The sequence below is a fragment of the Bradyrhizobium sp. AT1 genome, assembly GCF_001590795.1.
GTDB lineage: Bacteria > Pseudomonadota > Alphaproteobacteria > Rhizobiales > Xanthobacteraceae > Bradyrhizobium.
This window is the reverse complement of record NZ_JXDL01000001.1, coordinates 2,755,937-2,768,414: the sequence shown is the minus strand read 5'-3', so window position 1 is coordinate 2,768,414 and position 12,478 is coordinate 2,755,937. Positions and strand designations below refer to the sequence as shown.

9 protein-coding genes are annotated in these 12,478 nt (G+C 65.1%); 7 read left to right on the top strand and 2 right to left on the bottom strand.

Features of this window, described 5'->3' with window-relative positions; translation table 11 throughout:
- Positions 1–87 precede the first annotated feature (87 nt).
- The 6 genes from SE92_RS13130 (at position 88) to SE92_RS13105 (ending at position 6,240) form a co-directional block, all read left to right on the top strand.
- Positions 88–321: a hypothetical protein gene (locus tag SE92_RS13130; protein WP_008144014.1), complete on the top strand. Its 234-nt coding sequence runs from the start codon at positions 88–90 to the stop codon at positions 319–321.
- A gap of 185 nt (positions 322–506) precedes the next feature.
- Positions 507–1,391: a squalene synthase HpnC gene (gene hpnC, locus SE92_RS13125; RefSeq protein WP_063196083.1), complete on the top strand. Its 885-nt coding sequence runs from the start codon at positions 507–509 to the stop codon at positions 1,389–1,391.
- Entirely contained in the window at positions 1,381–2,220 is an 840-nt protein-coding gene (gene hpnD / locus SE92_RS13120) for a presqualene diphosphate synthase HpnD (RefSeq protein WP_063196082.1), read from the top strand. Before hpnC ends, hpnD begins: the two co-directional genes overlap by 11 nt.
- Complete coding sequence (hpnE, locus tag SE92_RS13115) at positions 2,220–3,476, top strand: hydroxysqualene dehydroxylase HpnE (RefSeq protein WP_063196081.1); 1,257 nt, start codon at positions 2,220–2,222, stop codon at positions 3,474–3,476. Before hpnD ends, hpnE begins: the two co-directional genes overlap by 1 nt.
- Positions 3,477–3,541: 65 nt before the next feature.
- Positions 3,542–5,494, top strand: coding sequence for a squalene--hopene cyclase (gene shc / locus SE92_RS13110; RefSeq protein WP_063196080.1), 1,953 nt, complete (start codon positions 3,542–3,544; stop codon positions 5,492–5,494).
- Positions 5,491–6,240 (top strand): phosphorylase, encoded by a 750-nt coding sequence (locus SE92_RS13105; RefSeq protein ID WP_063196079.1) that lies wholly within the window; start codon positions 5,491–5,493, stop codon positions 6,238–6,240. Before shc ends, SE92_RS13105 begins: the two co-directional genes overlap by 4 nt.
- 1,051 nt (positions 6,241–7,291) lie before the next feature.
- Here SE92_RS13105 and hpnH read toward each other — a convergent pair.
- Together hpnH and ispH are read right to left on the bottom strand one after the other, a co-directional pair.
- The gene (gene hpnH / locus SE92_RS13100) at positions 7,292–8,452 is read right to left on the bottom strand and encodes an adenosyl-hopene transferase HpnH (protein ID WP_063196078.1); all 1,161 of its coding nucleotides are present in this window, start codon (positions 8,450–8,452) and stop codon (positions 7,292–7,294) included.
- 36 nt (positions 8,453–8,488) lie between these two features.
- Complete coding sequence (gene ispH / locus SE92_RS13095; RefSeq protein WP_063196077.1) at positions 8,489–9,415, bottom strand: 4-hydroxy-3-methylbut-2-enyl diphosphate reductase; 927 nt, start codon at positions 9,413–9,415, stop codon at positions 8,489–8,491.
- Positions 9,416–9,879: 464 nt separating this feature from the next.
- On the opposite strand from ispH, the gene hpnN reads away from it, so the two are divergent.
- A complete protein-coding gene (gene hpnN, locus SE92_RS13090) occupies positions 9,880–12,468 on the top strand; it encodes a hopanoid transporter HpnN (RefSeq protein WP_063196076.1) in 2,589 nt (862 codons plus the stop codon).
- The last annotated feature ends 10 nt before the right edge of the window (positions 12,469–12,478 follow it).

Below are 12,478 nucleotides of genomic sequence, written 5' to 3'. Positions count from 1 at the left end.
GACTTGCCATCAGAACAATCCGTTCCGGTCGTCCGCCCTGTGCAGTCCGGGTCCGGTGCGATTCTGCCGTCAGAATGAAGGAATACAATGCGTAAGCTTCTCGTCGCTCTCACCCTGCTGTCGGCTTCCCTTTCGACCGCGGCATTCGCCCAGGCAGGACGCGGCACGGATTCCGAGCAGAAGGCCTGCACCCGCGACGTGCAGAAGTTCTGCCGCCCGGTCATCGACCAGGGCGATTTCACCATCCTGGCCTGCCTCAAGGAGAACCGGGCCAAGATCTCCCAGGCCTGCGACCAGGTCCTGAAGAACCACAACCAGTAAGCCACTGGCCCACAAAGGCGGCCTTTGGGGCCGCCTTTTCGGGCCGGATCCGCGAAAGGGCAGCCATCGCCCGACAGGATTGGTTTTGCGGCATTATTCCCCTATATGGGGGCCGCGGCGGATCGCCGGCATGAGCCCGCGAGCGAAGAAGCCCTTCTGTCCAAACGATTGTAAACCAGCCCTCGATGACCTCTGCGAGCGAATTGCGATCCGGCAAGGGTGACCGCGACGAGAATTTTCCCGTCGCGTCCTGGATCATTCATCCGCGTCATCGCGCCCTGATCCTGGCGTATTACAATTTCGTCCGCACCGCCGACGACATCGCCGACCACGCGAGCCTGCCGGCCGACCAGAAGCTCGCCTATCTCGACCTGCTCGAGGCGGAGCTGCTCGGCAAGGGCGAGACCCAGGCCGAAGCCGTGACTCTGCGCCGCGCGCTCGCCGAGCGCGGCATGGCGCCGCGTCATGCGCTCGACGTGCTCATCGCCTTCCGCATGGACGTCACCAAGCTGCGCTACGAGAATTGGGACGAGGTCATTCACTATTGCCGTTACTCGGCGATGCCGGTTGGCCGTTTCATGCTCGACGTCCACGGCGAGAGCACCTCGACCTGGGCCGCATCGGATGCGCTCTGCGCCGGCCTGCAGATCAACAACCACCTGCAGGATTGCGGCAAGGATTTCCGCGAGCTCAACCGCGTCTACCTGCCGCGCGATGCGCTGGCGGCACACGGCGCCTCGGTCGAGCAGCTCGGGCTGTCGCAGTCGCCGCCGGCGATGCTGGCCTGCCTGCAGGCGCTCGCCGTCCGCAACGAAGCGCTGCTCGACGAGGGCAGGTCGCTGGCTGCGGAGATCCGGGATTTCCGTCTCGGCATCGACGTCGCGGTGATCCAGGCCTATGCCGACCGCATCGTGCGCCTCTTGAAGGTGCGCGATCCCCTGCGCGAGCGGGTGCATCTGAACAAGTTCGAGCTGCTGGTCTTCAGCCTCGCCGGAATGCTCGGTGAGACCGGCCGCCGCGCGATTGGACGCAAGGCCATTTCCAGACCGGGGACTGCCCATGACGCTTGAGGCGACAGCGCCCGGCGCCAACTACGGCTCGACCGCATCCGGCAGCTCCTTCTACGCCGCGATGCGCATCCTGCCGCATGACCAGCGCGAAGCGATGTTCCAGATCTACAGCTTCTGCCGCCAGGTCGACGACATCGCCGATTCCGACGGCCCGCGCGAGGAGCGGCTCGCCGCGCTCCAAGCGTGGCGCAACGACATCGACGCGCTCTATCAGGGCAATCCGCCGCCGAGGCTGAAGGACTATGTCGCCTCGGTGAAGACCTTCGGCCTCAAGCGCGAGGATTTCCTCGCGATCGTCGACGGCATGGAGATGGACGTGCCGCAGGACATCCGCGCGCCCGACATGGCGACGCTGGACCTGTATTGCGATCGCGTCGCCAGTGCTGTGGGTCGGCTGTCGGTGCGGGTGTTCGGCCTGCCGGAAGAGGACGGCATCCAGCTTGCCTATCACCTCGGCCGCGCGCTTCAGCTCACCAACATCCTGCGCGACATCGACGAGGACGCAGGTCTCGGCCGGCTCTATTTGCCGCGCGAGGCGCTGCTGCATGCCGGCATCACCTCTGATGATCCGAACCGCGTCATCGCCGAGCGCGCGCTGCCGAAGGTCTGCATGCCGCTGACGCAGCGCGCGAAAGCGCATTTCGAGAAGTCGGACGAGATCATGAACCGCAACAAGCGCCGGCTAGTGCGCGCGCCGCGGATCATGTCGAAATACTATCATTCCATTCTGGATCTGCTGATTGCGCGCGGTTTCAACGCGCCGCGCCAGCCGGTGCGTGTGTCGAAGATCACACGCATCCTGATCCTGCTCCGCTACGCTTTCATCTGATGCAAAAGACAGCTCACATCATCGGTGCCGGAATTTCCGGCCTCTCCGCCGCCGTGCGGCTCGCCAATTCCGGCTTCAAGGTCGCCGTGCACGAGGCGACGCAGCAGGCCGGCGGCCGCTGCCGCTCCTATTTCGACGGCGCCACCAATCTCACCATCGACAACGGCAATCATCTGCTGCTGTCGGGCAACAGCCACGCGCGCGCCTATGCGCGTTCGATCGGCACCGAGGCCGGCCTGGTCGGCCCGGAGAGGGCGCAGTTTCCCTTCGTCGACATCAAGACCGGGCAGCGCTGGCAGATCGATCTCGGCGCGGGCCGGTTGCCGACCTGGGTGCTCGACGAGAGCCGCCGTGTGCCCGACACCGGCCTTGTCGACTACCTGAAGTTGGCCCCGCTGATCTGGGCGTCGGAAGAGACATTGGTCGGCAAGTCGATCCCGTGCGAAGGCGTGCTCTATCAGCGCCTGGTGCAGCCGCTGCTGCTGGCCGCGCTCAACGTCGATCCGCCCGAGGGCTCGGCCGGGCTTGCCGGTGCGATCGTGCGCGAGACGCTGCTTGCGGGCGGGCAGGCCTGCCGTCCGCTGATCGCGCGCGACGGCCTCAGCGCCGTGCTGATCGAGCCCGCCGTGAAGTTTTTGGCTGAACGTGGCCACACCGTTCAGCTCGGCCATGAGCTGCGCGCATTTGCGACCAGCGACGGCAAGGCAGTCGCGCTGAATTTCGGCGGCGAGGATTTGATCCAGCTCGCCGACGACGACGTCGTGGTGATGGCGGTGCCGCCGCGCGCGGCCGCCAGCCTGCTGCCGGGCCTGAAGACGCCGACCGAATTCCGCGCCATCGTCAATGCGCATTTCCGCATTGAGCCGCCGCCGGGCTCGGCCCCGATCCTCGGCGTGATCGGCGGCGTGGTGGAGTGGCTGTTCGCGTTCCCGAACCGGCTCTCCGTGACCATCAGCAACGGCGACCGCCTGGTCGACATGCCGCGCGAGGAACTGGCGCAGGCGGTCTGGAACGACGTCTGCAAGGCCGGCGGCGTATCCGGCGAGCTGCCGCCTTGGCAGATCGTGCGCGAGCGCCGCGCCACTTTTGCGGCCACGCCCGCCCAGAATGCCCTGCGTCCAGGGCCGGTCACGGCGCTGAAAAACCTGTTCCTTGCCGGCGACTGGACTGCTACGGGATTGCCAGCAACCATCGAGGGATCGGTGCGATCCGGCGATCGCGCCGCTGATCTGGTTCTGGCCGCCAAAGGATCCTGAGGAGCGGCCCTGACGGGCAAGTGTCCCGGTCAACTTTCAATCGACTATCGGAGCAATCGAGCGACATGGATTCCGTGAACGCGACCAGCCGCGAAGCTTTGGAATCGAGCATTGCGTCGGCCACCCAGGGCCTCCTCGGCTTCCAGCAATCCGACGGCCATTGGGTGTTCGAGCTGGAGGCCGACTGCACGATCCCGGCCGAATACGTTCTGCTGCGCCATTATCTCGCCGAGCCGGTCGACACCGTGCTCGAGGCCAAGATCGGCAATTATCTGCGGCGTATCCAGGGCGCCCATGGCGGCTGGCCGCTGGTGCATGACGGCGAGTTCGACATGAGCGCCAGCGTGAAGGCCTACTTCGCACTGAAGATGATCGGCGATTCCGTCGATGCCCCGCACATGGTGCGCGCGCGCGAGGCGATCCATGCGCGCGGCGGCGCCATCAACAGCAACGTCTTCACGCGCTTCCTGCTTGCGATGTACGGCGTGGTGACCTGGCGCGCGGTGCCGGTGCTGCCGATCGAGATCGTGCTGCTGCCGTTCTGGTCGCCGTTCCACCTCAACAAGATCTCCTATTGGGCGCGCACCACCATGGTGCCGTTGATGGTGCTCGCAGCGCTGAAGCCGCGCGCGAAGAACCCGAAGGGCGTCGGCATCGACGAACTGTTCCTGCAGGACCCGCGCTCGATCGGCATGACCGCCAAGGCGCCGCACCAGAGCATGGCCTGGTTCCTGCTGTTCCGTTCGCTCGATGCGATCTTGCGCGTGGTCGAGCCGCTGTTTCCGAAGAGTTTGCGCAAGCGCGCGATCGATGCCGCGCTCGCCTTCACCGAAGAGCGGCTCAACGGCGAGGACGGCATGGGCGCGATCTATCCGCCGATGGCCAACATCGTCATGATGTACGACGCGCTCGGCAAGGACGAGAATTTCCCGCCGCGCGCGATCACCCGCCGCGGCATCGACAAGCTGCTTGTCATCAATGGCGAGGAGGCCTATTGCCAGCCCTGCGTCTCGCCGGTGTGGGACACGACGCTGACCGCGCATGCGCTGCTGGAAGCCGGCGGCGACACGGCGGTGCCGGCGGCCAAGCAGGGCCTCGACTGGCTGATCCCGCGGCAGGAGCTTCAGGTGAAGGGCGACTGGGCGGTGAAGCGGCCCGACGTGCGTCCGGGCGGCTGGGCCTTCCAGTACAACAACGCCCATTACCCCGATCTCGACGACACCGCGGTGGTGGTGATGTCGATGGACCGCATGCGCCGCGAGCACGGCGCCACCGGCTATGACGACGCGATCGCCCGCGGCCGGGAGTGGATCGAGGGCATGCAGAGCGACGATGGCGGCTGGGCCGCCTTCGACGTCAACAATCTCGAATATTATCTCAACAACATCCCGTTCTCCGACCATGGCGCGCTGCTCGATCCGCCGACCGAGGACGTCACCGCGCGCTGCATCTCGATGCTGGCCCAGCTCGGCGAGACCGCGAAGACCAGCAAGCACGTGGCCGACGGCGTCGCCTACCTCCGGAAGACCCAGCACCCCGAGGGGTCCTGGTACGGCCGCTGGGGCATGAACTTCATCTATGGAACCTGGTCGGTGCTTTGCGCCCTGAACATGGCCGGCGTCCGACATGACGACCCCATGATCCGGAAGGCCGCCGACTGGCTGGCCTCGATCCAGAATCAGGACGGCGGTTGGGGGGAGGATGCCGTCAGCTACCGGCTGGATTACCGGGGCTGGGAGGCCGCCCCCTCGACGGCCTCGCAAACGGCATGGGCCTTGCTTGCCCTGATGGCGGCAGGCGAGGTTGATCACCCCGCCGTCGCCCGGGGGGTGGAGTACCTGATTGCAACACAGAACGAAAAAGGACTGTGGGACGAGCAGCGGTATACCGCCACAGGCTTCCCCCGGGTGTTCTATCTACGTTATCATGGTTACCCGAAGTTCTTTCCGCTGTGGGCGTTGGCGCGGTATCGGAACTTGCGGAACACCAACAGCAGGGTGGTAGGGGTCGGAATGTGACTTTGGGGACGGGGGACTATCTCAACGCGGGCAATGCCATTGATCCGCGGCCGATACTGATCGTGACTGGATTGGTTCAGGAGGCCCGCATCGCAGCCGGGCCCGGAATGGCGGTCATCTGTTCATCCAGCAGCCCGACCCAGTTGCGGGCGCTTCTGACGGTGGTGGACCCCAATACGATTCGCGGCGTGATCTCCTTCGGCGTGGCCGGCGGGCTCGACCCGAGCTTGCGCTCCGGCGATGTCGTGCTGGCGACCGAAGTGCTGTCCGGCGACACCCGCTGGGCCGCAGGGCTTTCGCTCGGCGACGATCTGATCGACCGCCTGACCTCGGGCCGCCGCCGCGTGGTGCGCGGCAGCCTCGCCGGTGCCGAGGAAGTGGTCACCAAGCGCGCCTGCAAGGCGGCGCTGCACTCCGAGACGGGCGCATCGGCCGTCGACATGGAAAGCCACATCGCCGCCGCCTACGCCACCGAGGCCGGGCTGCCCTTTGCCGCGGTGCGCGTCATCAGCGACCCCGCCCACCGCGCGCTGCCGGCGCTCGCCCGCGCCGCCATCAAGCCGAACGGCCAGATCGACCTCGCCGCCGTGCTGCGCGGCATCGTGCGCAATCCCGCCGCGCTGCATGGCCTGGTCTCGACCGGCATCGACTTCAACCGCGCCCTGCGCTCCCTGCGCGGCTGCCGGGATTATCTGATCGGCACGGAGCTGATTGAGAGCGAAGTGCTGGTGTCGAAGGCGGCGTGAGCGGGACGTCGATCCCTAGAATAAGGCCCGGTCGCGCGACCGGGCCTTTTTGTTGTGTCCCTGATCCGGATGTAACTCGCTGACAGTACTGGACTGGTGCCAGCGAGAGGCGTCGGGCAAAACACCCCAAAACCCGTCAACCCCTTCCCGCAAAAATATTCCGCTTTCCCGAATTTCGGATTTGTGGCATAGAACCTCCATCCCGGCCCTGCCAGAGGGGCGCTTCGCGATCGTCACGAGATGCGGGTCGGGGTGCGGTGGACGCGGTAGCGCCGGCGCGACAGGCGGTGACAGGGACGGGCGACCGTTGAGTCATGCGCGGCGCGCTACGACACGGCGCGGTCACAGCGGTCTTGTTGATGGTCGGGGGCGCGCACATCGGGCCCCGGATGCTGAGGTGGGATCGTCCGCGGACGGAGAAGTCGTGTGGTCCCGACGCCCGCGGTTCTGGCGTCAAACCTCGCGGTGATGTGGCGGCCAACCGGCGCGCGCATCGAACAGCTGCGAGGCGACGGGGGCAATAGTGCAACGCTCCCCGAGGAGAGCGCGAAGGACACCGTTAAAACCATCCGCGCAGGGAAGGCCGGGCGACCGGCAACACCTGTGATCCACCCCGTGTGCATTTTTGTTGCGCACGGATTGCGGGTGCCGCCGGCGCCCGGCCTTCCCTGCGTCCTCTGGTCTTTCGAGGGCGAAACGAACAGCAAAACCCGGGCGAAATAAGCCGCGGGAATGCGGAGGTGTGTCTGCAATTGCGAGAGCTGATGAAGTGCGATCCAGTTGCCACTTGCTCGCAATGACGTGGAGAGAGCGAGCGATACATTCGCGCCTCGTGCCCCGGACGCAGCGCAGCGCGCACTTGCGCGGTGCGCTGCAGAGCCGGGGCCCATGCATCGACGCGGCACGCGGCGCGTGGGTCCCGGCTCTGCGCAGCAGCGCAAGGGCGCTGCAGCGCGTCCGGGACACGAACCGTCGGCACAACGGCCCGCAAAAGAAAAAGCCCGGTCGCGATTGCGGCCGGGCCTTCGTCGTGAGAGTTGATGGCGTCCGCTTACGCCGCGGTCGAGGCCTTCTGCGACGCCTTCTCCGCGGCGGCGGCGGCTTCGTCCTTGCGGATCTCCGACAGGCGCTTCTGCACTTCCGCCGAGAAGATGTACTGCGCCGGACGCTGCTTGCTCATGTCGATCTCCGGCGCCATCGGGCCGGTGGTCCTGATGCCGCGCAGCGACACCCACATCGCCTTCAGCGGGTTGTTGAGCGCGGCGGTCGCAGCCGTCGGCTCGTAGCCGCAATGGGCCATACAGTCGGCGCACTTCTCGTACTTGCCGGTGCCGTAGGTTTCCCAATCGGTGGTGTCCATCAGCTCCTTGAAGGTTTTCGCGTAGCCTTCACCGAGCAGGTAGCAGGGCTTCTGCCAGCCGAAGATGTTGCGCGCGGGCATGCCCCAGGGCGTGCACTCGTATTCCTGGTTGCCGGCGAGGAAGTCGAGGAACAGGCCGGAATGCATGAAGTTCCACTTCTTGCCCTTGCCCATCGCGAAGACGTCGCGGAACAGCTTCTTGGTCTTGGTGCGGTTGAGGAAGTGCTCCTGGTCCGGCGCGCGCTCATAGGCGTAGCCCGGCGACATCGAGACGCCGACACCGAGCTCGACCGTGAGATCGAGGAACTTGGCGATCTCCTCGGCCGGATGGCCGTCGAAGATGGTGGCGTTGACGTTGACGGTGAAGCCTCGGGCCTTGGCCGCCTTGATCGCGGACACCGCGCGGTCGAACACGCCCTTCTGCGACACAGCCTTGTCGTGATGGTCACGCAGGCCGTCGAGATGCACGGAGAAGAACAGATACGGGGAGGGCTCGAACAGATCGAGCTTCTTCTCGAGCAGCAGCGCATTGGTGCAGAGCGAGACGAACTTCTTGCGCGCGACGAGGCCGCGCACGATCTCGCCGATCTCCTTGTGGATCAGCGGCTCGCCGCCGGGAATGGCGACCATCGGCGCGCCGCACTCGTCGGCCGCGTCCCAGCACTCCTGCGCGGTCATGCGGCGGTTGAGGATCGCATCGGGATAATCGATCTTGCCGCAGCCGACGCAGGCGAGGTTGCAGCGGAACAGCGGCTCCAGCATCAGCACGAGCGGATAGCGTTTGCGGCCAAGCAGTTTCTGCTTGAGCAAATAGCCGCCGATACGCATTTCCTTGAAGAAGGGGATGGCCATTACAAGTTTCTTTCTGGGCTTTTCAATTCGGGTGGGTCAGCTCGCAGCCAGTTGGGCCGGAAGCCGGAATTCGATGTTTTCCTCGCGGCCCGGCAGCACCTGGACCTTGACCGGTCCGATCCGCCGCATCGCTTCGATCACGTCATCCACGAGTACCTCAGGCGCCGAAGCGCCGGCCGTGATGCCGACGGTCCTGGCATTCTCCAACCATTCCGGATTGAGCTCGCTGCCGTCGGCAATCAAATAACTCGCGACGCCGGCCTCGGTGCCGATTTCGCGAAGCCGGTTCGAATTCGAGCTGTTGGCAGCGCTCACCACCAAGATCACGTCGACCAGCTTGCTCAAGTCCCTTACCGCAGATTGGCGGTTCTGTGTCGCATAGCAGATATCCCGGATATCCGGGCCTTGAATATCTGTAAAGCGGGCCTGAAGAGCCGTGATGATATCCTTGGTGTCGTCGACCGACAGGGTGGTCTGGGTGATGTAGGCCACTGGCGTATCCGCCGGCAGTGTCAGCGCGTTAACCTCTTGAATGCTTTGAACAAGCAGCACCGGGCCGGGAACCTGGCCCATCGTGCCTTCGACCTCGGGGTGACCGGCATGGCCGATCAGGATCAGGGTGCGGCCCCGGCCGATATAGCGCTTCCCCTGATTGTGAACTTTCGTGACCAGCGGGCAGGTGGCATTGAGCACCGGAAGGTCGCGCGCGGCGGCCTCTTCCTCGACGCTGCGGGCGACGCCATGGGCGCTGAAGACGGTGACCGATTTCGGCGGGACCTCGGACAGCTCCTCGACGAAGATGGCGCCTTTGTTCTTCAGGCTCTCGACGACGTATTTGTTGTGCACGATCTCGTGGCGCACGTAGACGGGCGGGCCGTACTTCTCCAGCGCCCGTTCCACGATTTCGATCGCACGCACCACGCCCGCGCAGAAGCCGCGCGGTTGCGCCAGATAAACTTCCATTGGACGCCCATCACGCAAGTTGCACCAATCCGCTTTCCGCAAGTCCCCGGCGGCACCCCGATACTGACCAATGAGTTGCAATATCCGCACCATTGGTTCGCGCACGCGGTAGCCACCCACCCCCGTTGGGGCTCCGGCGCATGGAGGCGCAATACTTTGTGTCAAAAAATCGGCAATAAGGAAAGGTCGAATGAAACTACCCGCCCCGCCGGGTCAGAACTGAGGTAATATAGTAGGGTGTTCGTTGCACGCAAGATGGGCAGCCTCCGTGCCTGGTGCTTCGTCACTTTCCCGCCTCAACTCCCCGGCTATACGAACGCCCCGCATGATTTTGCCCGGTCTCCCGCCGTTTACTTCGAACCTTGTTCCCGGGAGAACCACCCAAAACAGCAATAGGTTTCGTCCGGGAACTCCGATAAACAGCGGGCGTTTCCGGCAAGCTGTTAACTGCAGAAAGAAAAGAAGTGCTGCAAAGCGTCGTCGTTGCCATCGTCAGGGCCTGCACCCGGTTTGCCTCCCTCGTCGTCGTTCTCGGGCTCCTGCTGGCGGTGGGCGCGGGCTATTACGCGTCCCAGCATTTCGCCATCAACACCGACATCAATTCGCTGATTGCCCAGAATTTGGACTGGCGCCAGCGCGACCAGCAGTTCGACAAGGCCTTCGACCGCGATGCGACCATCACGGCTGTCGTCGAGGCCAAGACCCCCGAAATGGCGAGCGCTGCGGCGGACGCGCTGTTTGCCAAGCTGAAGGACGACAAGACCAACTTCCAGTCGATGCAGCAGCTCGGCAGCGGCGAGTTCTTCGAGAAGAACGGCCTGTTGTTCCTGCCGACCGAGGAGGTCGCCAAGATCACCGGCCAGTTCGAATCGGCCGCTCCCCTGATCGAGATCATGGCCGGCGATCCCTCGATCCGCGGCCTGACCGGCGCGCTGGAGACGGGCCTTGCCGGCGTCAAGCGCGGCCAGGTCAAGCTCGACAACACCGCGCGGCCTTTCAACCTGATCGCGCAGACCGTCGAGACCGTGCTCAACAAGGGCAATGCGAGCTTCTCATGGCGCGAGCTTGTCAGCGACGAGCCGCTGTCGGATAGCGACAAGCGCGCCTTCATCGAATTCAAGCCGATTCTCGACTACAACGCGCTGGAGCCCGGCAAGGATGCCACCAACGCGATCCGCAAGGCCGCAGCCGACCTGGAGTTTCCGACCAAGTACCAGGCGCGGGTGCGCCTGACCGGTCCGGTCCCGATCGCCAACGAGGAATACGCCACCGTCCAGGAAGGCGCCGTCGTCAACGGCGTCGGCACCGTCCTCGTCGTGCTGCTCATCCTGTGGCTGGCGCTGCATTCGGCGAAGATCATCTTCGCGGTGTTCGTCAATCTCTTCGTCGGCCTCGCGCTGACGACCGCGGCCGGCCTGATGATGGTCGGATCGTTCAATCTGCTGTCGATCGCGTTCGCGGTGCTGTTCGTCGGCCTCGGCGTCGATTTCGGGATCCAGTACAGCGTCCGCTACCGTTCGGAGCGCTACAAGCACAACGATCTCACGGGCGCGCTGGTGCTCGCGGCCAAGCGCTCGGCGGTGCCGCTGTCGCTCGCGGCGATGGCGACCGCCGCCGGCTTCCTCTGCTTCATGCCGACCGATTACAAGGGCATCGCAGAGCTCGGCCAGATCGCCGGCGTCGGCATGCTGGTGGCGTTCCTCTCCTCGATCACCATTCTGCCGGCCATGCTGAAGCTGCTCAACCCGCCCGGCGAAAAGGAGCCGGTCGGCTACGCCTTCCTGGCGCCGGTCGATCACTTCCTGGAGAAGCACCGCGTGCTCGTCGTGGGCGGCACGCTGCTGCTCGCGCTCGCCGGCCTGCCGCTGCTCTACTTCATGAAGTTCGACTTCAACCCGATGAACCTGCGCAACCCGCACGCCGAGTCCATCGCCACCTTCCTCGACCTGCGCAAGGACCCCAACACCGGCGCCAATGCCATCAACGTGATGACCTCCTCGGAAGAGCAGGCGAGGGCGGTCGAGGCGAAGCTGGAGAAGGTGCCCGAGGTGCTGCGGGTGATGTCGCTCAATAGCTTCGTGCCGCAGGACCAGCCGCCGAAGCTGAAGCTGCTCGCGCAGGGCGCCAAAGTGCTGAACCCCGCGCTCAACCCCGACCAGATCGACGCGGCGCCGTCGGATCAGGAAAACGTCGAGGCGCTGAAGTCCTCGGTGGGCAATCTGCGCCGGACCGCGGGCGAGGAGAAGGGCCCGGGTGCGGTCGCCTCGCGGCGTCTCGCCGACGCGCTCGAAAAGCTCGCCAATGGCGACGAGGCCACGCGCAACAAGGCGCAGGACGTCTTCGTCACGCCGATGAAGATCGCGTTGGACCAGCTCAGAAACGCGATGCAGGCCGGACCTGTCACGCTGAGCTCGTTGCCGCCCGATCTCGTCAGCGCCTGGAAGAGCAAGGACGGCATCATCCGCGTCGAGGCGCTGCCCAAGGGCGATCCCAACGACAACGACACGCTGCGCAAATTTGCGGCGGCGGTGCTCGTCGCCGAGCCGACCGCGATCGGCGGGCCGGTCTCGATCCTGAAATCCGGCGACACCGTGGTGCGGGCGTTCATCCACGCCGGCATCTATGCGCTGCTGGTAATCGGCCAGTTGCTGTGGATCACGCTGCGCCGGTTCGTCGACGTCCTGATGACGCTGGTGCCGCTCCTGGTTGCAGGGGCGGTGACGCTCGAGATCTGCGTGTTGATCGGGCTGCCGCTCAACTTCGCCAACATCGTCGCGTTCCCGCTGCTGCTCGGCGTCGGCGTCGCCTTCAAGATCTACTACGTCGTGGCCTGGCGCTCGGGCAGGACAAACCTGCTTCAGACCAGCCTGACGCGAGCGATCTTCTTCAGCGCGCTGACGACCGCGACCGCGTTCGGCAGCCTGTGGCTGTCGAGCCATCCCGGCACGTCCAGCATGGGCAAGCTGCTCGCCCTCTCGCTGGTGACAACGCTCGCGGCCGTGCTGCTGTTTCAGCCGGCCCTAATGGGCAAACCCCGCAATCTCAGGGAGTAGGCAGATGTCG

Bases quoted from the DNA above. Each gene is read 5' to 3' on its own strand.
- SE92_RS13130 (WP_008144014.1), top strand. From the start codon at position 88: ATGCGTAAGCTTCTCGTCGCTCTCACCCTGCTGTCGGCTTCCCTTTCG.
- shc (WP_063196080.1), top strand. From the start codon at position 3,542: ATGGATTCCGTGAACGCGACCAGCCGCGAAGCTTTGGAATCGAGCATT.
- hpnE (WP_063196081.1), top strand. From the start codon at position 2,220: ATGCAAAAGACAGCTCACATCATCGGTGCCGGAATTTCCGGCCTCTCC.
- hpnC (WP_063196083.1), top strand. From the start codon at position 507: ATGACCTCTGCGAGCGAATTGCGATCCGGCAAGGGTGACCGCGACGAG.
- ispH (WP_063196077.1), bottom strand. From the start codon at position 9,415: ATGGAAGTTTATCTGGCGCAACCGCGCGGCTTCTGCGCGGGCGTGGTG.
- hpnH (WP_063196078.1), bottom strand. From the start codon at position 8,452: ATGGCCATCCCCTTCTTCAAGGAAATGCGTATCGGCGGCTATTTGCTC.
- hpnD (WP_063196082.1), top strand. From the start codon at position 1,381: ATGACGCTTGAGGCGACAGCGCCCGGCGCCAACTACGGCTCGACCGCA.